This is a genomic window from Butyrivibrio sp. AE2032 (assembly GCF_000702965.1).
In genome coordinates this window covers 557,501-581,427 of the sequence record NZ_JNLF01000005.1, presented here as the reverse complement: position 1 = coordinate 581,427, position 23,927 = coordinate 557,501, and the positions used below count along the sequence as shown (strand labels likewise).

Sequence of the window (23,927 nt, the reverse complement as noted above, 5' to 3'; positions counted from 1 at the left end):
ACGCACCTCCTTAACTCAGGTGAAAACACCAGGAGCAATCGCAGTAAGGATAGACTTTGCAAAGACGATGATAAGACCGCCTGCAAGGCAAAGGAATCCCTGAGATCTCTGGGACGGATCGTGGCTCTGGAAGCTCATACCGACCTGAACAAGACCCCAACCAGCGAGCATGATTCCGACTGCCCTTATGATGCCGAAGACGATGTTCGACATATTGTTGATAGCAGTCTCAGCGTCACTATCAGCCAAAACAGGGAGCATACATACTCCTACAATGGAGCAGGTGATGGCAGTAATGAGATAACCCTTCAAAACTGACTTGCGTCTGCTTTTTTCAAGAGCAGTAACTTCATGCTTAAGATTATTCTTAATCATTTTCTTGATTCTCCTTTTTAAGATAGATTGCTTCGAGTTCCTCATTAGAAAGAACCTCAAAGTCGTGTTGTTCCTTAACAAGGTCATCAATATTGACTGCCTTGTTACGTACTTCGGGCACGTTACCCACAAGCGAGATTGTTGCTTCAGATCTCGATTTAATTCCGTGAATGAATGGCTCAGCACCGCCGTCTTCCGTAAATTCGATCTTTGGATGTTTCATGAGGTCATACTTGAGATCCATAACCGGATACTCACCTCTTATGAAGAGAATTGCATAACGGTTATCCAGCATTCGAACTTCATCGGGTGTCATGAGTTCTCTCGCCTGAAGCTGATCATTCCTTGTGAAGGACCCGTTGCGGCCTCTGTTGAGACCATATGAATTCGTATCGATCGTTTCCTTACCCAAGAGCTCACTGACATATTTGTGAGTGCTTTGCTCATTTCCGCCTAAATACAGAAATTCATCACAGTTACCTACGATGGATTCCCAGTTCTTCTCGAATAAGGCTTTAAGTTGAGCCAGGTTCTGAAGGATTATGCTTACGGAGATCTCGCGGGAGCGCATAGTTGCCAGGAGCGAATCAAATGAATCAGGCAGACACACATTTGCGAACTCATCCATGATGAAGTGAACGTGATAAGGCAGACGACCGCCATGTTTAAAATCAGCACTGCGATAGAGCTGCTGGAATAGCTGAGTATAAAGCATGCCGATAATGAAGTTGTAGGACTGATCATTATCCGGGATGATCGCGAAGATTGCGCCTTTAGTTTCACCGAGTTCACGGAGCCTCATCTCATCATCTTGCGTGATAGCTGCAAGTGAAGGGAGATTGAACTTTTCAAGTCTGGCCATGAGTGAGATCTGGATCGATTTCAATGTTTGAGCAGCGCCAGAGTGATAGCTTCGGTAGTATTTCAAAGCAATATGCTCGGGATCGCGCAGTTCAAGTTCTTTGAAGAGAATATCCAAAGGCGATTCATAATCGTCATCGTTCTCTTTGACATCACCTGCACGGATCATATCCATGATCATTGGGAAGTTCTGTTCTTCAGGCGGTGCTTCATAGTAGAGATAGAAAACAAGTGCCTTCAGAAGCATCTCGGCTGCCTGATCCCAGAAGGGGTCCGTAGTCTGGCTGCCTTTAGGTGTCGTGTTTTTGATAAGGTTTGTAGTAAGACGCTGAATATCGTCATCACATTCCAGATATACGAATGGATTGTAGCAGGCGCTTCGGTCAAGGTTTACGAAATCCAATATACGAACGTCGTAGCCCTGATCAACAAGATATTGGCCACAGGACCGAACAGTTCCGCCTTTGGAATCCAGTATTACCATTGAGAACTTGGAGTCCTTATTTGCCTGTAAGATGTTGGGCATAGCGTAGAACCTGGTCTTACCGGCACCGGCACCGCCGACTACAAGAACGTTGAGATTTCTGCGGTGTTCGCGACCATTAAAGCCAATCCTGACATTTTGGGTAAGGATCTTGTTGGCCTCTTCGGGTTCTGCTTGATATTTCCGGTTGATCTGGTTTGCGTTACCCCATTTGGCGGATCCATGTTCCTCACGTCTCCTGTAGTTTCTTTCAATTGAGATATATATACCGATTCCGATTGCGTAAAGGAAACAAAATAAAAGGACAACCCGAAGGCTGCCCTCTACAATTGTTATATGAAATGGACTGTCGAATATCTCATTTGAATGCTCGAGTATTCCTACAAGACCGCGTGTTATGAAGTATGGTGCCGATCTTAACGATAACCATATGACCGGGATGAGACCGATAAGATATAAGATGATCATCGAAGTGGAGAACTTGTTCGTTGATCTCCTCATAGGCATCACCTCACATCGGGCTTTTTAGGCGGAGTGATCTTATCAAGTTCCTTAGCAAGATTCTTGGCAGACTGCCTATCTTCCGATATCTTTTTGCACTCTTTGAGTTTCTTTCTTACAGAAGGTTTCTTCTCAGGTTCAGTCATAGATATCGTGCTTCCGTCTTTTTTCGAGCTCGCCCCGAAGTCTTGCCCGGACGCTGGGTTTCTTGACGTTCGGGCCATAGTAGGGTTTACAGTCTGTTTTTCCTCTTTTGCAGGTTCCTTTTCAGGCGAAAAGGTTTTGATATTCAATTTCGGTACCTCATTACGTTCCTGAGGCGGTCGCTCGTCAATATTTTCCGCTTTGACCTCAATCTGTTTCTCCTTTGGAACCATGATGTCGGCTACAGCTGTGCTATAACCTGCGAGGCGGAATGCCATAATCCTTTTAGCTCCTTCACCGGGTATGAGTTCATATCTTCCGTTAGGTTTGCCCAAAAGCTTGACGGGTTCTACTACCTGTGGTCCTTTCTGCTTGATCTTAGAAGCGTACTTCTGAAGTTCAGTTAAAAGTCTCCTGTCGTGTTTAGGTGTTTCCGGTAATCCGTCAATCAGCTCAAATGGGACCTGCATCTGGAAGTTAAAAGCATTAACCAAATCTCCGATATTAGTTTTAATCTCGGATTTGACGTTAATTCTCTGTGCAGTGATCTTAAGAGTATCCATTACACGATCGACTTTTGGAGCATCAGATGAGTATGCCAAAATGTTGGTAAAGCCGTCTTTACTGGTTTTATCTTTCAGTACTACGAAAGGAAAACCATACTTTTTGCTGGCCAGGGTAAATGCTTTGAGGTGGGTATCAGGTATAGTGAACATCTTCTGTTCTTTTCCTGACTTCATGAACTCCCAAAGAGTAGCTCGGCCTTTGGTGGTCATATCTCCCTTAAGCGCGTTATAGATCATCGTTGCGACTTTTAACGCTGCTTCACCGGACAGCTTCAGGACAACTTCGCTGCCTTGTAGAATCATTCTGACGACCTGATCAGCTGTTTCATTTTCAACTGCCATTATTATTCCTCCTTGTATTTATTTCTTTCTGTTGGTTCGGAATTGTGTGCGAGAGAATAGATGACTGCTTTTCTCTCTTAGCTATTTCCGCGTATGCCTTTTCCATAACTTTGTCGGAATCGATATATAGCTCATCACACATCTTGATCTGTTTTCTTACTTCGCGGATCCGCTTGGAGATTTCTCCTATCTCAGCCGTTTTTGCATTGATGAGGGCTCCATCGTGATGTCTGATGGCTCTTTCTTTTTCCGTATTAAGTCTTCGTCGTTCACTCAACAAGTGCCTGAGTTCAGAAACGAAGTTGGCTTTTTTGTCTTCAATGGACCCTTTATCTCCGATTTCATGTTTGTATATGAAATCCAGTTGGGCAATATATCTATCCAACTTTCGAATATCCTCACGTATTGCCATGGAGATATATTCCCGTTTTGCCTTTTTAGGCTTGCAGATAAACGAATATAATCTGATGCAGTAACTTCGGTACGCAAATGGAAGACCATTCTCTTTAGGCTGATCTTCACGAAATCTTTTATCTTCCTGTTCAATTAAAAAAGGCGTATTCGGAACAAGTGTGTTCTCGATGATGCGCCTTCTGATTGAAAGATAATCGTAATCGGGTCCCAGTCCTCTGAATCTGAAATATCCCTTAGCTCCAGGTGGCTTAAGACCGGGATGTTCCAGTGGAGTACCATCTTTTTGGAAGAACTTGAATTTATACCCGAGTTCTTTCATGGTCCGGGCGAACTCTTCTTCGCTTCGGGAAAGTCGTATAGCATAATCTATATCTTCTCGGATCGTTCCTCTGACAGTCATTCTTCCTTGACGTTCAGCTTGCCATTCATCAAAGGTTCTACCGCTTTTGCCGAACGGATCCACAACAATATGGAGACCGTATTCCTTGCAGAGTTTGTCATTAACTAACCGCATTTTCCAATAATCTGCTTTTGTCCGACGATATTTGTATCCATCTCTGAATGAAACTGAGTTGATTACAAAGTGAGAATGATAATGATCAGTATTAAGATGTGTTGCGACAACGACCTCAAATCTGTCACCCCATACTTCCTGAGCCAGTCTAACTCCAATCTCGTGTGCTGTTTGCGCTGAGATCTGTCCATCACCCTCAAGAAAAGCTTGATAACCGTGATAGGCAAGACGGCCACCGGTCTTGTTCCACATCAGCTTAGTTTCCATGAATTCGTTGGCAGCATCTTTCGGATTGCAGTTGATGCCGGTGACATACATCATCTGTTCTGTCTTATCTCCATTTCTTGCGTAGTCAATAACATCACCGACTGCTTTTCTTGCAGCAATAGCCTCAGGACTGAGTTCAGGTTTTTCAATTGTCTTCTCGGGGTTCATGACATATTCGATTGCTCGCTCATAATGAGTCGTTACTGCCCATATCGATGTTACTGCCATCGGTTACTCCTTTCCCCGGTTGATAAGTTTCGATCAGCAATCTCTTCATCTCTTTGATATCTTCCTCGCATTTTTTCAGTTCAAGACTGTATGCGATTCCATAGGTGTTTAGTTTGCGAAGAAGCTGATCAAGGTTACTGCCAATCCTTTTTATTTGCCAAAGTAGAGTGTAAAAATCGACCGGAGGAGCAGTAGTGATCTTCTGACCATTAAGAGAACGTCTTATGAACTCGCTCATGCTCAGACCTGACATTTTTGCTTTGGCTCGGATAGCTTTACACTCGTTCGGGGTGACTCGAAAAAGGATTGAGACAGTTCTGTTTTTGGTTTTATCTTTCATGAGATTATCCTTTCTGTTTCACTTCGGAACGGACGAACAAGCATCGCGTTTGTATATACAAACACAGAGAGCTTGTCAGGGAAGCATCCCTGAAACCCTTGGAAAGCCTTCGGTTTTTACTCAGTTGAGTTTTACTAAAACTCATTTGAATATAATCATCGACGAATAGGTTTCGGCTGCTTTCCCTTGGTGTTTTTGGACTGCAAAAACTCGTTGTAGTCCTTTCCGTTGGGTGGAGGCATATACTTGATGATGTACCTATCTCCAAGTGCTGCTTTTATGTTTTGGGCTGCTATTCGGCCGGGCTCGTCGCTATCCAATAGAAGATGAATGTGACTGATGTTGGGATAATCTTTTAGAAACTGTTCAAGAGCTTTTGGAACAGTTTTTCCGTTCCCAATGCCGGCAAGAGAAAGGTAACTTTTCTTGTGCCACTTCTCACCGAACTGTTTCTCGAGAGTGGCAAAAGAAAGAAGATCAATCGCTGCCTCGAAGACATAGACCGATCTCGGATCCTTGGCGTTTACGATTTTGAAGGCGTAACGCTTGTCACTTCCTTTGACATCACCTTTATAATCTCCAGTTGTTGATCTTACTGCACCATATTTTGGATTGTGATCTTGATCGTATCCGATGAAGAGTGCATTGCTGTATTTAGTCGTCTCGAATATGAGCTTGTGATCAATACACCACCGAACTATCTCGGGATCGATTCCACGACCAACAAGGTATTTGATGACGTTGGAAGGATCACAATTCACTTCTGGCATCAGGAAGATCTTGGGTGTATTTAGCGGTGGTCTTATTGTAACCGGAAGCGTTTCGGTGGGAGTCCCAATGAGTCTTGCAACAGCATCAGGAAATGAAAGGCCTCTGACCTTAATTAGATAGTCCAAAGCATTTTTGCCACCAATACCACGTGAGAACCAGCACCACTTGCCGTTGTTTATGATGAGCGAGTCATGTTCTATGGTGGAATAGACATTTGCGGATACTTGTTTTAGATTGCCAGGTTCAAAACAGGCAAGATAAGTCAGAAGATCCATTTCTCTAGCATGTTCTATGTCTTCTGGTTTAATTCTTTGCATACAAATCCTCCTGTTCATGCTGTGCCAATAAAAAAGCGTTCGAGTTGACTCGAACGCTCAAAATGCATGGATTATATAGTGTTAAATCTTTAAATTCTTAACTTTGCTTTCAAAAAGATCCTTATAGTATTTTTTGTCTTCTTCTCTATTATTGATATCAAATACTATCTTATCTTGCCAACGACTTTCGCTGCTAATTCTAAATGGTGCTTCATGTTGGAATATTTTCTTGTAGATATAAAAAGAAGGAGTCCCATCGGTGTGAGGTTGTCCATTATTCCAAATGGCTTTTGCATCATCATCAAGAATTGCTGTTATTGCAAATGTGTCATCACACAATTCCATTAGTCGTAGGATTTTATGACACGACATGATTGTAGCTATACCTTTGCCATATAGCGAATCGTATGTCTGAACTTTTGCAAAGTAGAAAGTTGACATCCCATCACATACGCTTCTGTAATGGTTCACACAAAAACCAAGGTATACTTTTTTAGTCAAAGTCTTCAGATAGTAGCAATGTTGAACAGGAAAAAGCGAATTCATATTTTGGGGGTTCAACTCGTTTTCATATGGAACGAGATCTTCTTTGCTAAGAGCTTTATATAGCTTTATGGCTTTGCCCGAGTCGTCCTTACCTGAGACACTTCCTTCTCCATGACCTACGAATATATGATTGCTCATGTTGTTTCTCCCAAACAAGATTCATACAGAGAATTATATCATTTATTAAAGGGAAGGACCCATTTGAATCCTTCCCCTATGCATCATACTCTGAAAGAGCATTTGCGCGTTGATTCCGCTTCGCGTCTGCGGCGTCTTTCGCGTTCCTCTTCAATGAGCCTGTTGATATTGATATGTTTAAGCGCGAGGCATCTGGCGACAACATCGATTGCCTCAGGACCATAAGCCATAACGTTCTGCATATTTAATCCGACTTCATTAAAGTCATTTAGGAACAAGTCATTAAAAAGGACTCCTTTGATGTTTTCAGCGGCTTTACCCTTCATTGAAGAGCAAACACCACTGATCACACCTGTTACCCGTTCTTCCTGCCAAAGGATTTTTCTTATAAGTTCGATGTTCTCGAGCTCACGATTGGTGCGGTCGGCTAATGCTTTCATGCAGTTCTTCGTGGTCTCGGCGATGTATTCATCGTAGGTCATCTTGCACCTGCTTTCTTCTCCTTTGCCTTATCGTACTTAACACCGGTCTCAAGCACTTTTGTCTTGGCATCATAGTGATAGCACTGGTTGGAGAGGAAATCTCTCGGCTCAAGAACTGTCTCATTGACGTTCCTGATCATCTTGTTGAGATCCTTTGCCTTCTGTTTACCATCATCCTTGAGGAGAATAAACTCGTGAACGGAAGAAGGAAGCATGAAGAAGCTGCCGCCCATCTTCTCGGTTGCCTGTTCAAGAAACTCGGGATAAGTTACTACGGAAGCACCGTGGAAACCGGTCTTGTTAGTTGCAATATAGGTTACAATTCCCATTTCCTCAGGAGAGGGAACTTCATCCTTATCGATGAGGTTCTTGATCATGTCAACAAGGGGTGTGAAGACAACCGGTTCTTTCTCGATAGAGTTCTTTTCTGCATCTGCAAAGAGCTGCTTTTCATCTACACCGTACATCTCCATGAGAGGCTTTGTTACGACGACTACTGACTTGCCGTTGTCATCGGAGAAGGAATCAAGGTGAACACTGACAACAAGAGCAGTATCCTGGAACTTTCTGTGAGGTGCTTCCTTCAAAACAGGAGAGGTACCTGGAACCAGCCTGAGGTAAGTGTGATCCTTTACCTGCTCATAATCGGTAATGAATGCCTTAACGTCGCCTTCCTTAGTTTCGATAACGGTGATGTTCGCCTTGATAGTGTTGCAGATACGGTCAACACATCTTTCCAAATCCAGACCGTTCTCATAATCAGTGAAGATCTCCTTGAGTCTGAATGACATAGACATCTTTGCATCACCAACGGAAACCATGAGCCTATCGGTCATGCCGTCGGGGGAGTTGATCGTGTTGAACTTGAGTGAGATATCCTCGATTCCTCTGTTGTCGAGCTCCTGAATAACGAGCTCCATCAAATTGTTCTTGAAAGCTTCAAAATCCATGTTTATACCTGCCTTTCTCATGCATCGAGCTTGGTCTTTTCAAGCTCTTTCATTAATCCGGAGATGCCGGAACCATTCCTTGCCTTGTTACCCAAGGCGCTTTCTTCTTTTCCGCTCATTGAACTTGCATAAGCGAAAAGTCGTACACCCTTGCCGTTGTCATTTGTAATGAGCTCCGGCTCAAGCACTGTGATTTCATCTGATCTCATGTCAGATACCTCCTTGTGTTATTTATTTCTGCACCCAATACGGGTTGCTTTTTGGGGAATAAAAACCTGCTGTCCCAACCGGGAAGCAGGTCAGACAACCTTTACGGTTATGTGGATTTCTTCTTGTATTCTTGTTACGCTGCGCATCTGGATCGTTGCATACGCAAGTCCTGTCCTGGCGTTGTTAATTTCGCCTGCGAAGTCGCCTAAACGCTTGACCGTCCTATTTACCTCTCTGGGATTAGCTGCGATCCAGTAACCGGAATCATCACTGCAGATAGGAAGACCTGACTTGCGCATTTTGTTGATATAATTGCGAACGGTCCGAGGACAGATATTAAAGAGTTTCTCAAGATCTTTGCTGTGAATTGCATTATCCTTACCCTTATGGTTCTCAATTAGAAAAACGTATATTTCCTGATCCTTGCTCATAAAAATCTCCTTTGTCAGTCTTCAGGCACACAGATAACTATGAATTCCGTATTCCTTGGCCTGTAAATGTTGGGGTTGTTGGGGTCTTGGCCGTAGCCGCATGTCGCTAAACATAAATGTTCAGTGTTGAACGAATCGGCTCTCATATACGGATCGAGTCCTGCATCCTTTACATAGGTGGTGGATTCGATCGTGTATTTATGCTGAACGCCGTCTGTGGTGGTGACGATTACTTCCTCACCGATAAGGTTCTCGAGCGCCTGAAGGTTCCAGAAGAGCGTGTGGCTCTCCATTCGGTGTCCGAAAAGAGTACAGGTTCCTTCTTCTCCAATCTGGCATGTCTGAGGAAATCGTCCGACACCAAAACGCAGGGCAGTTGAAGAACATGAATCCCAAATGGGTTCTTTAAGCTCGATACAAGGTATCTCCAGGATTCCGAGTAGCCGGATGTTTTCATGTTCTGAAGATATTGCGTTCATCTCACGAAGAAGATCTTCAATGGTCTTATCCTCTTCGCCGCTTTCTCCGTTGACCATAAGGTAGTCGGTTACTGGTAACTTGAAGGTGATAACTCCGCCGCCGTCATCTATGACGCTTTCAGCAGCTTCGATCGCTTCATCCGCAACATTCTGCCTGATTCGTGTCTTGATAAAGTTGGTGGATAGAAGAACCAGACCGACTAAGAAAACAATGACCAGCAGTATCCTACCGACATTAACGGTTATTCTTTTTATTCTCATAATGCCTCCTTGGGAAAAGAAAAGCCCCGTGAGAATCTAACCCACGGGGCACGAAAGTGAAGAAGAGTTATTCGGGGGATGCTGTTCTCTTCTTTCTTCTGAAAAGGAATGCTGCAATGAGAGCTGAAAGAGCAACGAGACTGGCTCCGATCATTGTGTATGTCGGAATGATCTCACCAGTTGTTGGTCTGAAGTGGATTGTGATCGTCTGATCACTGTCGTTGAGATCTTCGTGTCTTGCGATAAGAAGATCCTCTGTCTGAGAGCCGTCAGCAATCTCAGTTTCGCTTGCTACATCGTAGATCTTCTCAAAGACTACGATCTTGTCGCCTTCGGAAAGGCCTTCTGTTGAGAAGGTGATGTTTACGTCAACAGTCCCATCCTTGGTGCCGGGTGTGAACTCGACAATGCTCTTGATAGGCTGGGCATCAACCATGAGCTGCGTGCCGTTAACCTTGAAGAGTGTTGCTTCTGCTCTGTAAAGAGAACCGACTTCAAGTCCGGTGTAGGAGATGGTATCTGTGATCGTAAGGTTGCGAATCTCAGTTGAAGCAAGCCAAATGACCTTGTTGCCGTTTATGGTTGCGACAGTATGAGCTGTCGGCCTTTCGATTGTCTGATCCTTATCCGTAAGATCTGCATGAACTGCAACCTTAACGCCCTTTTCCTTATCGGTGACATCCTCGAATACTACGATTGTTGTCTTTGAGTAAGGAATAAGGACATTCTTGAAAACGACATAAACGAACCCATCCTTTTCGGTTGCAACAAACTCGGTGGAAGCGTTGTATGTCTTACCTTCGGAATCTTTGTAGATCTCGCCTGTAGCTACATCCATTAGAATTCCGCTGGCGACATAAGTTCTTCCGATCACGAGGTCTGTATAGGAGACCTTATCGGAGATGTTTACTCTTTCCTTGTAGGTCAGGGTATGAGTGCCGTTATCGATGTCGGTTGCTGTTGTTTTGATCTTGGGAACAACGACAGTCTGCTCAACATCGTTGATATCCTTGTGTTCAACAACCAATTCGCCTGTGATGGAATCTATATGAAGTTCCTCAAAAGCGACAATGACTGTTCCTTCAATCTTTGTTGTGTCGAGCGTAAAGATAACGTCGACCTTACCTGACTGAGGAATGGGCTGACCATATTCATCGAGAACCTCAGGGACATCAAACTCGGTGCTGCCGGTAATCTCGTTACCATCCTTATCCAGGAGTGCACCGCCGTTATTCTTGTCCTGTAATACACCGAGCATTGCATAATGACCGGGCATTAGGTTCTTGTAGGAAACGGTATCGGCAAGCTCGGCTGTTTCGGAACAAGTCGTGATATGCGCATCTGTTCCTCTGTCAATGAGAGTTGTCTTTATCTCGGGCTTTAAATCGTTATAGCAAACAACAGCATTTATCGCTTTACCGTTCTCTTTAATGCCGTCATCGACGGAGAGAGCGGCGATTGTTCTGTCTTTGGATGTCAGATGAACAATCTTGTTGCCGTTTGTGACGGAGTCAGTATTAGCCCAATGTGAGATCCATTCAGATCCTGTACCGACTTCGCGGATTTCGTACCAGCCTTCAGGAAGCTTCGTAAGTGAAGCGGAGCCCTTGCCGTCAGTTGTCTTGATTGCAACTTTCTCTATAAGAACTGCCGTATCAGAAGCGGAAGCTCCGTTACCTCTATAATAGACTTCAAAGTTGAATGTCTTGATGGAAGCGATGTCGGAACGCTCAACCTTTATGATGTCGAACGAACCTTCGATTCTTACGTTGGTTACGGTTGTCTTAAGAGTCTTGAACTCTCCGCGCTTAAGCTCGAAGTCCTTATAGAACTGGAGTCTGCCGTCAACGACCTTGGAAGTGAAGCCTTCAGGAGTCATATAAGTGTACGGAATCTCCGTATCCTTATAGTATGTCTCCGGGCAATACTCGATAACTCTGTAAGTACCGACAGGTAATTCAAGAGTATCAATGCCGTCGGCGGTTTTATGAGTTCCCTTGTAGTCCCAAGTAAAACCGTAAGATCCGATGCCGTTTGTTGTAACGGTGCCTGTTGAGATGAGCAGCACCTGATCGTCACTTATGAGATAGAGCTCAGCCTTTATGGTTGAAGCATCACCTTCAACAGTAACGTTTTTAACCAGATTGAACTCCTGTACGAATTTCTCATTCTCAACATTTAAGGGGAGAACGTTCTTATCGTTCGACTTGTCAGAGAGATCAAGAGCACAGGTGTAGGTATAAGAAGTCCTTGTTTCAGACTTTGTCCAGCCGATGTTATTGTTCTTCTCTTCGATGAGTATCGAAATCTGATCGTTGAGATCAAGATATTCCTTGTCCCATGTCTCTTCGATACGGTAATGACCTAGAGGCAGGTTGTTGAGAGTATTAAGGCTTGTCGCAGGATCAGTTCCGAAGCCGGATGCATTGACTCTGTACCAGGTTACGTTTCCTCTTGAATCAACAGTGCCGTTTGCAATAAGGGTATCCTTGCCGTTATCGGTGTTATAGACCTTGAAGATTACCTTCGTAACATCGAACGGGTTGTTTAAAGGAACGACCTTCTTAACATTAAGACCGGTGAACTCTTCATGATTTACTACAGTCTTGGATGTTAATGGTGCTTCGCTGTCGGATACTGCGTATTGCTTTGAAGTTTCATCAGCATTTGCATCCAAGGTGAAAGACATCTTGAACTCGTTGTCGGATACCTTAATCCAGCCGGAAGGAACGGAAGAGGTGTACTTAATGTCTGTTGTACCGTACTTTGTGTCAGGACGATACTCATAGACGGTATAAGTGAACTTTTCGGTATTTGTCTTCCAGACCGGGAGGATGATGTTATGAGTCTTGCCTGCAGATTGGCCGCTTTCAAGGGTTCTTCTGGATAACGGTGTATTGTTGTCGTTACCTGTAAGAGTTAAGCCCTTGCCGGTATAAGTCCATAAGACATTACCGTCACGTTCCGTTGTTCCTGTAGCGATAAGCTCTTCGGTACCGTTAGCACCGGAGTTAGCATAAAGTTTAAAGGTATAACGTGTAACATCAGATACGATGTTCTTCTCCTGCATTTCCTTGTTAAGGTGGAAACGACCCATTACGACAGGTTCATTGATGCTGATATATGCATCACTTGCCGTGTTGCCGACAACAATGTTGGATACGGCTGTATTCTTGCCGTCAGCAGTGATTTTGGTTCTTGTCCTGATTACCTGATTTTCGGTGTTCGGATCATCGTAGATTGTTAAGATCCAGTAGTCAGGTGCACAAGCAAATCCGTCAGGTGCGTCTATTTCCTGCAAGCGATATGTACCTAACGGCATTGCGTTGCCAGAAAAGGAAGTGAAGATATTGTTGCCCTTTACAGGTGTCAATCCTGCAAGGAACGATCTGTTGATTACGGTTGTCTTGTTGCTTGTTGTGAACTCGAATACGACGTTTGCATCAGAAGAAGATAATGAACGGAAATCCGTTACCTCTTTGGAGTAGTATTCCAAGCGGAACTTGGCACCGTTGTATGCACCGCTGTCATTAGGGATGATGGTTCCATCGGAAAGTGTCTTGTTGATCGTAATGCGGAGATCATCTCTCATCGGTATATCGCTGAGATGAATATAGTAAACGTCATTATCTTTAGTGGTTGATATTCCGCGATCAACTTCAACAATACCGTCAGCATCTATCGTAACCGTGAATACTCGACTATCAAGCTCATAACCCTTTCCGGCAGCGAGCTCCTTGAGGTAGTAAGTTTGGTCGTATTCTGATGTGAACTTCGTTGAGGCATTTCCGTTTGCATCAACAATGAATGTTGCTACTCTGTTGGTGCAGGCGGGATCGCTGAACAATCCGTAAGTTGTGCCAGCCAATGAATAACAGCTGTTGCCGCTTGTAATAGAACTATTTTCGGATGCCTTGGTTAAGGAAATCTCTACTTCTTTATGAGTGTCATCAAAGTCCTCAATCTTATAGACCATAATGCGACTGTAGTTTCCGGGACCATTTACTATAGCTCCGTCTGAACGGTAATGATTACCTGAAGTTGTACTTCCGCAATCATAGAAATATCCGTTAGTGCCACTGTAGATGGCCGCATGACCGAAACCGCCAGCATTATCACCATTTGCGACAGGTCCGAAGAAGACCAGGTCGCCTCTTTCCATATTCAACGCACGCATAGCGGCTGAATCATTGCAACTGACACTGCAGTCGTAGCAGTTGTTCTGGCTTATGTTATCAACTGGACGAACAACATTTGCGGTCCAGTACGGAACGGAAGTACCCTGAACGTAAGGATATAAGTAGTAGGGTGATCCGATATACTTCTTGCCGCCTACGTCATTATCCGTATTCAGGGAGAAGTAAGCCCACCACCAAGCATGTCCATTAGAAATTCTCGGTGCAGCTGTTGTTGTCTGGCGACCGTGTCTTACGAAATCGCCTTCTCCACCAACGCCCGGGTTATCGTGGCCTGTAGGGATAACGATCATGCCGTAAACCATGTGAACATAGTCGAGACAAAGGAATGCCTGCTCGTATTCAGTTCCATGATTGTTGGCATAAGTGCCGTAGTCTACGCCTGAAAGATACTTGGCTGCGTTGATGATATCGTCGCGGAAGTCATCGGAGCACGAATAACCCATGTTACGCATCTGCTGAGCTGTGATATAGATATACGAGCCTTTGGTATCGTTGTAACGATCCAGTGTTCGCTTTGCATTTACTACGGGCTCATCTTCGCCAATCTCGTTAGGTCTGCCTTGCATGAGGCAGGATGTTGCGACATCACCAGTATTGCCGGCGATATACTTGCCTGCGAAGATGGAAGCTGCGTCGGATGTGTAGTTTGCAACTACGTAGTAGTCGACAGCTGATCCATAGTTGGATACAGGGCTCTTGTTTCCTTCGTCAGAAAGAATAGCGCCGACCGTGATGACTCCGTTAAGTCCTGCAGGAAGATACTTGGAAGCTTCTGCACTGTTATTTCCTGCAGAAGCGATAACAGTAATCTTCTGATCCTGGGCTTCCTTAACAAGCTTTTTGAAAGCATCGTAATCACCGGAATCCTTAAACGACAGAGCCATGAAGATAATGTCGACTTTAAGATCTGTTGCGAGCTGAACTGCTGCACAGATATCGGAGACATTACCAGTACCGTCATCTGCCATTGTCTTGATTGAGATAACGTATGCGTCATCGGTCTGGGCAAGGATGTTATTGACCATGGCTGTGCCGTGTCCGTTGTGATCCTTCAGATCATCACCGATGACTGAATACTTCTCGTTTGCAAGATCAGAACCGGTATCAATGACGGCAATCTTTGTTGAAGCATCAGGATTTATGACGCCAGCCTTATAAGAAATAAGACCGCCGCAGACCTGTGCATTACCATCGATAGCGAAAGGAATTCCCTTTGCATCAAAGGCACAAAGATCATCAAACATGGCATCCTCAGAAGAATAACTGAGGTAATAAACGCCGTCATAATAAACACCGGTTGCTTCTGTGTCCAAAGAGCCTTTGTAGTAAACAATCAGGCGGTTAGCGGAAGGAAGTTCGGCGATAAGATCGGCGAAGTTGCTCTCATTAGCTGAGACGACATCTGATTTCTTCTGTTCGACTGCCTGAGTTGTCTCAACTGTTGTTTCGGATACAACAGGCTCTGTTTCCTGCTCCGTGGGGGGAGCGGTTGTGTCGATTGTTTCTGTCGGATCGACAACGACAATGTCATCATCTTCAGTGATAACAGTTTCGGTGGTGCACTCTGAATAGTCAGGCAGAGTTGTTTCTGAGGGGATTTCTGCCTCAGTAGCTTCAACTTCTGTCTGAACAACCGTTGTTTCCTCAATTACTTCCTGCGGTTCATGAACTTCATCGGCCATAACAGCCAAGGAAGGAACAACTGGAGAGAGGGCTACGGTAAAAGCGAGGGTAGCAGAAGCTATCTTTCTTGAGATAGAGCTTCCGAAGAGTGCTTTTCCGGCTCTGTTGGCTGAAGAAATGACCTTCTCTAAAAATTTCTTCATGTGAAACATTCCTCCGTTTTTGTGTTCAAAACAAAAAGCCCCGCTTTGAGGCAGGGCAAAGAAAAACCGCGAGAGATTTGTTCTCTCACGGTTTGCTTGGTTAAAACAAAAGATTAAGTGTGCTTACCAGTGAACGGATCCATCAACGACTTTAAGATGGCCCACACCACAAAAATCTTCTCCGAACTTGTTATCAAGATAATTCCAGACGGCTTCTTCTGTTGCATCAGTTGATTTGCCATATCCTGTAAGTTCACCGTCACAGGTCTCGCCACTTACGGGCATATTCGGAATTTCGATCGGGATATTGCTTCCGTTAGTGGCAGAATCGTAAGTCGTTTTGATAGTGCCTTTCGCATTAGCCCAACCCCAGACAGGTTTAGGTGTCGGAGTAGGCGTGGGAGTGGAAGTCGGCTCTGGTGTCGGCGTAGCTGTTGAAACCGGTGTCGGTGTTGCAGTAGGAACGGGAGTGGATGTTACGGATGCAGAGCTACTGCCCGAGTTACTGCCTGAAGAACTGACTCTTTCAGTCGGTTTAGGCGTCGGAGTTGCTGTCGATTGTGTCCCGGCAGAACCTGATCCGTTGTTTTGACTGTCACTTCCGGAGTTGGAACTACTCGAATTCTGCTCTGTCTGTTTATTTGAAGAAGAGCTGTTTCCATTCCCTGAAGTATCCGCGTTACTTTCTTCTGTGTTTTTCTCAGTTACAGATGTTTCAGTCTGGCTAATAAGAGAAGAAGATTCAGTTGCATTACTTGGAACTGAAACGTCACTTTCTATTAAAGATTCTGAAGTATTATCAGTATCTTGAATTAAGTCTGAGCTAAAAGAAGAACTTTCGGGTGTCTCACCCGTATTACAGCCTCCAAAAAGAATGGAAACAGCTGTTAATCCGGCTATCATTCCGATAATCGCTTTATCTCTTGTAATCATAACGATCATCCCCCAGTCTATAAAATGCCTGGCTAAAAAGACTTAAAAGCTTGTGTTATAAGCCTGTCAATTTCCTAACCACTTGCATCTTAATACACCCAAGTTAAAAGGTTAAATGTGCGATTTAGCTTCAGGTTTTCTTTCTATCCTGATACTCATAGTTTACTGCTATCTAGCGTAGAACTTAAGACTTTCTCTTTTAGCTGGATATCTTAAGAATCTTGAAAGGGTTAGTTAGGGGGTATGGGGGGGAAGAAAGGGGAGCGCTAATTAACGCACACCTGCATCATTACACGTGTTAATTAATAGCGCCTCCCAAGTTTCGAATCATCTTGCGTTCTGAGTCTTGGGCTTGAGCTTGTAAGCTTCAACCATTGACTTCAGAGTGTTGTTATCGACGACTCTTTCCTGCTTTGTCCACTCACCGCCTTCTTCAGACGGCTTGAAGTTTCTTGAAAGTGTAGTTGAGCCGTCAGCCGGGAGCTTCACCCACAGAGCCTTGCTCCCATAGTGGTCACTATGTACCATCGTGACAGGAAGAACGAACTCTTCCCAAGGACTCTTGTCGTTGGGATCCACATTCGGGATAGAAATCGCAACAACATCCTTGCCGCTCTTTGTTGTAAAAGCTCTTGCAAGCTTACGGGAGAATGTGATCTTGATCATCTCTGCTGCCTGCTGCTCTTGTGCCTGTACGGGAGACTGAGCGGGTGCGGATACTTCATACATATCCTGATTTTCCATTTTTCTTTACCTCAGTTTATTTTTATTGTTTATTTGTGAGACTTTTGAGCGGTACTTCTGATAGAACTCCAGAGCATCCATGATGTAGCTGCCGGTTTCCTCAAAAGGAATGCTCTCCGGAATGAACTTCCGTACTTTGTCATAAGAAACACTGACCTTCTCACGTTGGTTAGGTTTCTCTTCAAGCATGATGTCCTCGATCATGGCAGAGTTGAGTCCGCCATTCTGCGATATCTTTCTCATCCTTATGGTCTGAGCATGTGATGGAGTGCATTCGCAGATCTCGATTTGCTTGAAAACCATCTGCTGTTCGTTCTTGGAAAGATACGAGAGCTCAACTGCAGGACGCAGTGCGATCTTGCCTTCATCCACAAGATCGAGAAGGTCGGGTATAAGTTCGGTTAAGCGGATATAACGTCTAATCTGTTCTCTGCTTTCACCAACCTCTTTTCCGAGCTCCTCATTGGTTCTCATTTTTTCTGACACCACTGGTGTCAGATTTCCACTAGGTCGTCCAGGCAGGCGATTCATAGCCTCCAAACGCATCTTATAGGAGAAGGCCTTTTCACTGGGTAAGATTACAGAGCGCTGAAGATTCGATTCAACCATGAGGATTATGGCTTCATCTCGCCCCATTTCTCGGACATCTGCCTTTACATAAGAAAGGCCTGCAATCTCGCAGGCCTTCTTTCTTCTGTGACCGGATACTATCTCGTAGCGTCCGTCTTCTTTTGGTCTAAGGGTAATAGGTGTGATTAGCCCTCTTTCTTTGATGCTCTCCACAAGCTGGTCCATGTCTTCGTCAAGTTTTACCTTGAACGGGTGATCAGGGAAATCATCGATAAGCTCTATGGGAATATCGTAGATCTTTGGGAGCTTGCTTTCAGCAAGTTCCTGCTCGTTCTTAAAGAGATCATCGTAAGCTGTGAGGCCTAGGTCTAACTTGGGCTTTTCTCTCAAGGCCGATCACCTCCTTAGCCAATTCTGCATAAGCCGTTGCCACCTTACCATCGGGATCGTGCCCAAATATGCTTTTACCAACATTTGGACATTCAGTAGCTCTTACGGAACGGGGGATCTCTGTAATAAATACATTAATATTAAGACCAACTGCTTCACGTAAGGCATTTGTGATCTCTCTGGCGTTGATGGTTCTGGAATCGACCATTGTCATGAGTACGCCGTCAATCTGAAGTGAAGGGTTAATCTGTCTTTTTATCTTTGCTATTGAATGAAGCAAGAGATCCAAACCCTTAACTGATAGGAAAGACGGCTCACAGGGGATAATGACTGAATCAGCAGCGACCAGCGCGTTGATTGTCATCATTCCAAGTGATGGCATGCAGTCAATCAGGATGATATCGTAACTTTTCCTGAAAGGCTCAATGGTTCTTTTTAGCACTGATTCACGACTCATGCAATTAAACAGAGCTGTTTCTGTACCAGATAAGCTGATATTGGAGGGGATAAGGTCGATGTTCTCGAATTGCTTAATAGCATTATTAATTAATATATAATCCTTATCTTCTCCGGTCATCTCATAGGACATAAGCTCTGAAAGGGTCACATCGAGTGAGTCGGGGTCGCTGATCTTACAACACCGGGTGCAGGAATTCTGCGGATCGGAATCTACGATCAAGACTTTTAATCCCTTACTCGCTAATGCGACACCAAGGTTGACTGCAGTGGTTGTTTTTCCAACGCCGCCTTTTTGGTTGGCTATGGCAATCACTTTGCATTTGTCTTCCAATGCTTTTTCCTCCTTTTTAGTTTTAGAGAAATAGTGTTTATAAAAACCTTAAGGCTCTCGCATTGCTGACTACGAGATCATGGGACTCTCACCCCGGTGGCTTTCTGCCCCGCTGCGCTCATTGGGTGCGACGGCTCACGGGAGGACAAATCCCGCTTCAACGCTCAGCCTGTGACTACGCAGAAGTATCATTATCACTTTGTACCTGTCATCGCCTCCCTCGGGGTGCAATCCCGATTCTGACTTATCCCCGTTATCGCTCTCTTCCTTTCGGAAGGTCGTCGCGCGGTCGAAGTCAACTTGGCTTGGAATTTTAACTCCGGTACAAGTAACGTTCCTTACGGCTTGGTAATATTCAGTTGTCAAGGTCCGGTGAAGAGTGAAAAATCTCTCTTCACCTTTACTGAACTGAGAAGCCGTTTTGTCAGGGGTGTTTTTGGGGAAAAACTGAAAATGTAATATTAAAAGGCCCGATCTGTCCCAAAACGGTTACAGATCAAGCCAGAGTATTCCTATTTGCGAAAGTATTAGGAACGCAATTGAAGTAGATTAATATGAGATATTGTTCGGTTTGATTACTGATATAATGTAAATAATAAATAAAGTATTTTCAGGTTTAGTTGTTATGAGCAAATACGATAAATTAAAAAAACTAAACTCAGAAAATCGGGAAAAATCCGATTTGTTAATGACTGCTGCGACTAGCGGTGCTAAAGAGATAACGGACGATGTTGAAAGAACCGTTCATCTTTATAAGAATGCGGATCTTGAACTTGAAAGTATCGATGCTCAATTTGCCAAGTTAACTAAGTTTGATAAGACCGATGTAGCTATGTTGATGTTAGCAACGGCTTTGCAAATTGGAAGATGGGTAATTATTGGCTCTGTTGATGTTAAGGTAACAGAAAAAATAAACAATTCTCGCCTTGAGCATGATGATAAGGCGATCAAAGACAAGGAGAAGCAACTCCGAAACAAGTATAAAGAGCGCCACTCCGATGATAAACATGTGAAGAGTAAGTATAGGGACTGGCTTCAATTAGCTATGGAAAGCGTTCCGTATGATATTACGAGAGGATCAGCTCAGTATTTTAATATGCAAGGCGGATACCATCGAATCCATACTTTAGGGCATGACCCTATCTTGGGTTGGATTTTTGGTGTAGCAAATATAATTAGTGACACAATAACTCTAGATACATTCCAGAGCTATAAGGTAGAAATGCAAAACGGACCAAGAAGATGGACTGGATCGTATCCTACTCCGCAAGTATTGCTTGATGCTTTTGAAGGTATTAGAGAAGATAATAAACGCCTTCCAGCGGCTGTTTTTGCACAAGCGCTTCATTTGGGCTCTGATTATTTTACCAAGCTAGGTTTACCAGTTCCTTTATTGGAAGCTAGCAAGTATACAAGAGATTTCGCAGGCAAACTATACAAGGAACAGTATGATTCTCTTATGCTTACCAAAGATATTGCCAAAATAGGTGTTCAAGCGATTTTAGCTGCCGTAATAAATTTGCTTATTGCTGCCATTCACGGATTGTTTTATGATCCTGCGTTATATGAGAATCGCGATTTATATGAAGTAAAGACTAGAAAGATCATTAGTTATTCAAATCTGATAGCTTCCAGTAGCAATGTTGTTACAGTTGCAGGAATGGAAGTTGCAGCTTATTTTTCTGAGAATCCTGAATTGGCTAAGAAAGGTTTTGCATATATGGATATAGGCGGATATATCGTTACTATGTACCGCTTAATTACAGATGCTAAGTTCATTAATCGTGTTAAGTCAGAGTTTTTGGAGAAAGAATGGTATAAAACGGTAATGGGTGAAGAATATAAGTTTATGAGTTCGGGAGAAATCACATGAGTAAAAAAGACTTTAAAAAAGGTATAGCTGCTCAGGCTAAGATTGATGCAGCTAAAGAAGAAAAAATAGCCAAGGGATTAAAAGCTCACGGAGAAATCTTGAACAATATATCTGAACACCAGAATCAGATTCAAAGTGCACTCGATATCATAATTGAAGATTGGGCAGATTCTGATGCGAGCGATTATGGTCTCGATAGTACAAATCTACCTTCCATGATGGACTCTACCGAGAAACGTGTTTTATGCGCGTGCATTTTCACTTTGCTTAGTTCTTATGAGCAAAATAGTGAAGCTCAGCAACTCTTCTACAACAATTTAGAAGAACACCTAGGTATATCTGAACGTGTTGCAACCTTTGATTTTGATAAATTACAAAAGATCGACAGTGTTTCTGACCGGCTCAAGATTCTTCAGGTTATTTGTGCTTTCTTATTCTTGCATGACGAGTCCTTTGAATTTTTAAGGGATAGGAATACTTTTAATTGGTTGTTTGCTTTAGCTCCGGTCAAGGATATAGCTAATACATGTAAGAGAATTGATTTTGAATATAATACGCTTGGAATTGATGGTATAGTTTCAAGGTACAAGGCGGACTCTTCTTTAATTGAAAAGATCAATGTCACGGATAGTACTGCTGAACTGCCTGAAATGACACAAGATTCTAGTGTTTCCTATGAGGAACTTATATCCATTATTCATTCTGTTGTTGACGACGAATCTTCATTTGGAAAGAGAGTACAGTTTAGCGAATCCGACTTTGATAAGGAAATTAAAAAAGATTTTCCTACATTAGCATATGACTCTTTAGTAGCAACGAATCGTATTGGTAATGGCTGTATTATATTTACCACGCACGCTTTTTACTTAAAAAAGAATAAGTTGCCTGCGAGCAAGTATATTGAGGTCCCATATAAATCAATTCTTGTAGAGAAGATGCATACTAAATCAGGAAAGAAAGCTGGTACCAGATGCTTGGTTATTGTTTATAAGAATGGCAACAGTATAGAGGAAAGTCTCGAAATTGATGATGGTAAGCTTATTGAAGAAAAACTAAAAGATCTTTTGCTTAAGATAATAGACTCAGGTTGCAAATTCTCTGAAACGGATAAACTTACTGAGCTTTCAAAGCTTGATGAAACGTTAAAAACACAACTCCTTTCTGTGATTATTTATGCTTTGCGAAAGGATAAGGCTAATATAACAGAGGCATTCTGTTTGGCAGAAGATTTAAGTGTTGTTTCCAAATGGAATGAATGCTATTCATTAATACAAGATGATGCTGATTTTTCATCTACTGTGAAAGAGTTCTGTGATAAGATACCATATCCTTCACAGAGGTATATTTCAACCAAAGTTATGTATAGAGCAATGAAGAGCCTTGCTTGTTCAAATATGCTCAGGGGATTACCTTTGTCCCAAATGAACTCATCTTATGAATTAAAGATAAAAGAATTCGATGTTTCTGCTATTGGCGCTGAGCGTTTTAATAAGATGATGTCTTCAGCTACGGATGATTATTTAAAGGATGGAAAATATTATTCTCAACTTAAGAAGAAATACAAGCTTTCTAGTTTTGAGGGATTTGCAGATATTGAGTTAGGCTTGGATGATCTTATTGAATTATGTGACAAGAAACAAAAGAAGAAAATGGTAGGCGTTATAGCGGGTGCTGCTGTTGGTGGACCAATAGGAGCAGTCGCTGTTGATGTCGGCGGAAAAATCATCGGAAAAGTAAAAAAACAGAAAAACAACGATGTAGAAAAATAAAGAGGCGTGTTATGAATACGAAAATAGTATCGGTTCTATTGGCTTGCTGTGTATTACTGTCATTCACGGGTTGCAATAAACCTTCCAGTAATGATCGTGAGACAACTTTTGCCGGAGAGACGATGAATACTGTGAACCCGGATGTTTCGCAACCACAGCAGAGCATTCCTAGTGACGCTATGATTACTGAAACCGAGACCGAGAACACGGCACCTGCAAAGAACGGTAATACTTACACTATTAATGGTGTCGAGTTTACCATTTCTGTAAGGATTGAGGACTATCTGTATGATCTTCCTGGAAGCGATGCTAAGTATATCGACTTAGATAAGTTCATGGAAGCGTATGGATTCAAGTCTGAAGGCAAGTGGCCCGAGGAAAGATGCTCCTATGAGAACAGCGACGGAATATGTTTCCAGCTCGATAGAAAGGATACACCCATCTATTCAAATGGACTTGAAGTATGCTCATATGTCACTGCCACATATCCATCGGGCTTTTCAACTGAAGGGGCCATCAACCAGATTATATTGAGCACGAGCTATCCGCTTGACAAAGATAATCATGTTTATGTAGTAAATGGTTATGTCGAGAACAGCAAGCTGTTTGCAAAGTACTGCGTATCGCAGGAAATGCTTGTAGTTTTCGCCGTAGCGTTCGAAGCACTTAACGAAACTGGTTCAACGGCATCAGCCGTCGACACTCTGGCTAGCGCATGCTACTGCAAAGATAGGGGCGCTTCAACGACGCAGACTGTGGCAATTCAATAATAGTTTTCACGTAGAGTTTATCTCCAGAATAAAAACGCAATGATGCTTATATAGAAAGAGCCTTGGAGAAATCTAAGGCTTTTTAAGTCCAGCACAATAAGGGCATCCATGCCCTCTAGTTCTGTCCGCAATTCTGGATTTCCACTCGTGTCCGTTTTTACATTGCCAGATGATCACTTTGTTTGAAGATGGCGAGTAATCATAAGGGTTGTCTGGATTTTTGTCGGACCATGATCTGGCTATCTCAGGGTATTCTGTCTGCAGATCGTTATATCCTTTAAGAACGGCTCTGTGGCTACAATACGGACATCCGCTGCCTAAGAGAACGCGGTTTTTAACGATGGCAACCCATTCATGACCTTTTTCGCAGACCCATCGGACCTTAATATGGGAGCCGCAGGAAACATCAGAAGGAGACAAGAGGTTGGTTTTAGACCACTGG

The 23,927-nt window shown here is 43.4% G+C and carries 21 protein-coding genes (1 of these 21 cut by a window edge); 3 read left to right on the top strand and 18 right to left on the bottom strand.

Translation table 11 applies throughout. The features are described 5' to 3' along the window. Window positions 1-15: 15 nt before the first annotated feature. From BO18_RS20205 to BO18_RS20125, 17 genes are all read right to left on the bottom strand, one after another. Entirely contained in the window at window positions 16-375 is a 360-nt protein-coding gene (locus BO18_RS20205; RefSeq protein WP_185752529.1) for a hypothetical protein, read from the bottom strand. Next, entirely contained in the window at window positions 368-2,221 is a 1,854-nt protein-coding gene (locus BO18_RS20200) for a VirD4-like conjugal transfer protein, CD1115 family (protein ID WP_034449188.1), read from the bottom strand. Before BO18_RS20200 ends, BO18_RS20205 begins: the two co-directional genes overlap by 8 nt. A 5-nt stretch (window positions 2,222-2,226) precedes the next feature. Beyond that, window positions 2,227-3,273: a DUF3801 domain-containing protein gene (locus BO18_RS33230; protein WP_051689002.1), complete on the bottom strand. Its 1,047-nt coding sequence runs from the start codon at window positions 3,271-3,273 to the stop codon at window positions 2,227-2,229. Next, on the bottom strand, window positions 3,263-4,696 hold the full coding sequence (locus BO18_RS33225) for a relaxase/mobilization nuclease domain-containing protein (protein ID WP_081861166.1): 1,434 nt from the start codon (window positions 4,694-4,696) through the stop codon (window positions 3,263-3,265). Before BO18_RS33225 ends, BO18_RS33230 begins: the two co-directional genes overlap by 11 nt. Then, complete coding sequence (locus BO18_RS34990; RefSeq protein WP_051689000.1) at window positions 4,656-5,036, bottom strand: plasmid mobilization protein; 381 nt, start codon at window positions 5,034-5,036, stop codon at window positions 4,656-4,658. Before BO18_RS34990 ends, BO18_RS33225 begins: the two co-directional genes overlap by 41 nt. A gap of 155 nt (window positions 5,037-5,191) precedes the next feature. Beyond that, window positions 5,192-6,124: a toprim domain-containing protein gene (locus BO18_RS20180; protein ID WP_034449184.1), complete on the bottom strand. Its 933-nt coding sequence runs from the start codon at window positions 6,122-6,124 to the stop codon at window positions 5,192-5,194. Window positions 6,125-6,205: 81 nt separating this feature from the next. Beyond that, window positions 6,206-6,808, bottom strand: a complete 603-nt coding sequence (locus BO18_RS20175) for a hypothetical protein (protein ID WP_034449183.1) — start codon at window positions 6,806-6,808, stop codon at window positions 6,206-6,208. 83 nt (window positions 6,809-6,891) lie between these two features. Then, the gene (locus tag BO18_RS20170; protein WP_034449182.1) at window positions 6,892-7,290 is read right to left on the bottom strand and encodes a hypothetical protein; all 399 of its coding nucleotides are present in this window, start codon (window positions 7,288-7,290) and stop codon (window positions 6,892-6,894) included. Continuing rightward, a complete protein-coding gene (locus BO18_RS20165) occupies window positions 7,287-8,240 on the bottom strand; it encodes a DUF5688 family protein (RefSeq protein ID WP_185752528.1) in 954 nt (317 codons plus the stop codon). Before BO18_RS20165 ends, BO18_RS20170 begins: the two co-directional genes overlap by 4 nt. A gap of 17 nt (window positions 8,241-8,257) precedes the next feature. Next, a complete protein-coding gene (locus BO18_RS20160; protein WP_034449179.1) occupies window positions 8,258-8,449 on the bottom strand; it encodes a hypothetical protein in 192 nt (63 codons plus the stop codon). Between the two features lie 90 nt (window positions 8,450-8,539). Beyond that, the gene (locus BO18_RS20155; protein ID WP_034449176.1) at window positions 8,540-8,881 is read right to left on the bottom strand and encodes an HTH domain-containing protein; all 342 of its coding nucleotides are present in this window, start codon (window positions 8,879-8,881) and stop codon (window positions 8,540-8,542) included. 14 nt (window positions 8,882-8,895) lie between these two features. Next, a complete protein-coding gene (locus tag BO18_RS20150; protein WP_034449175.1) occupies window positions 8,896-9,621 on the bottom strand; it encodes a sortase domain-containing protein in 726 nt (241 codons plus the stop codon). A gap of 67 nt (window positions 9,622-9,688) precedes the next feature. Continuing rightward, window positions 9,689-15,646 (bottom strand): VaFE repeat-containing surface-anchored protein, encoded by a 5,958-nt coding sequence (locus BO18_RS20145; protein WP_034449172.1) that lies wholly within the window; start codon window positions 15,644-15,646, stop codon window positions 9,689-9,691. A 123-nt stretch (window positions 15,647-15,769) separates the two neighbouring features. Beyond that, on the bottom strand, window positions 15,770-16,579 hold the full coding sequence (locus BO18_RS34985; protein ID WP_034449170.1) for a hypothetical protein: 810 nt from the start codon (window positions 16,577-16,579) through the stop codon (window positions 15,770-15,772). A 327-nt stretch (window positions 16,580-16,906) separates the two neighbouring features. Beyond that, window positions 16,907-17,323, bottom strand: coding sequence for a hypothetical protein (locus BO18_RS20135; RefSeq protein ID WP_034449168.1), 417 nt, complete (start codon window positions 17,321-17,323; stop codon window positions 16,907-16,909). A 6-nt stretch (window positions 17,324-17,329) separates the two neighbouring features. Then, window positions 17,330-18,283 carry a ParB/RepB/Spo0J family partition protein gene (locus tag BO18_RS20130; protein WP_034449166.1) on the bottom strand — a complete coding sequence of 318 codons (954 nt, stop codon included), beginning with the start codon at window positions 18,281-18,283 and terminating at the stop codon, window positions 17,330-17,332. Next, window positions 18,237-19,073: a ParA family protein gene (locus tag BO18_RS20125; protein ID WP_034449165.1), complete on the bottom strand. Its 837-nt coding sequence runs from the start codon at window positions 19,071-19,073 to the stop codon at window positions 18,237-18,239. The genes BO18_RS20130 and BO18_RS20125 overlap by 47 nt, the downstream gene beginning before the upstream one ends. A 625-nt stretch (window positions 19,074-19,698) precedes the next feature. Between BO18_RS20125 and BO18_RS33215 the strand changes: the two genes are divergently transcribed. Genes BO18_RS33215 through BO18_RS20110 form a run of 3 tightly spaced genes read left to right on the top strand, consistent with a single transcriptional unit; the run spans window position 19,699 to window position 23,485 of the window. Then, window positions 19,699-20,946, top strand: a complete 1,248-nt coding sequence (locus tag BO18_RS33215) for a hypothetical protein (protein WP_051688999.1) — start codon at window positions 19,699-19,701, stop codon at window positions 20,944-20,946. Beyond that, on the top strand, window positions 20,943-22,715 hold the full coding sequence (locus tag BO18_RS20115; RefSeq protein ID WP_034449163.1) for a hypothetical protein: 1,773 nt from the start codon (window positions 20,943-20,945) through the stop codon (window positions 22,713-22,715). The genes BO18_RS33215 and BO18_RS20115 overlap by 4 nt, the downstream gene beginning before the upstream one ends. A gap of 11 nt (window positions 22,716-22,726) precedes the next feature. Then, window positions 22,727-23,485 (top strand): hypothetical protein, encoded by a 759-nt coding sequence (locus BO18_RS20110; protein WP_185752527.1) that lies wholly within the window; start codon window positions 22,727-22,729, stop codon window positions 23,483-23,485. A 72-nt stretch (window positions 23,486-23,557) separates the two neighbouring features. Here the strand turns inward: BO18_RS20110 and BO18_RS36625 are convergent, their stop codons facing one another. Beyond that, window positions 23,558-23,927, bottom strand: the 3' portion of a protein-coding gene (locus BO18_RS36625) for a zinc-ribbon domain-containing protein (protein WP_081861164.1). 65 nt of this gene lie beyond the right edge of the window; the window shows 370 of its 435 coding nt (coding positions 66-435); its start codon lies off the right edge, out of view — the gene reads right to left on this strand; its stop codon occupies window positions 23,558-23,560.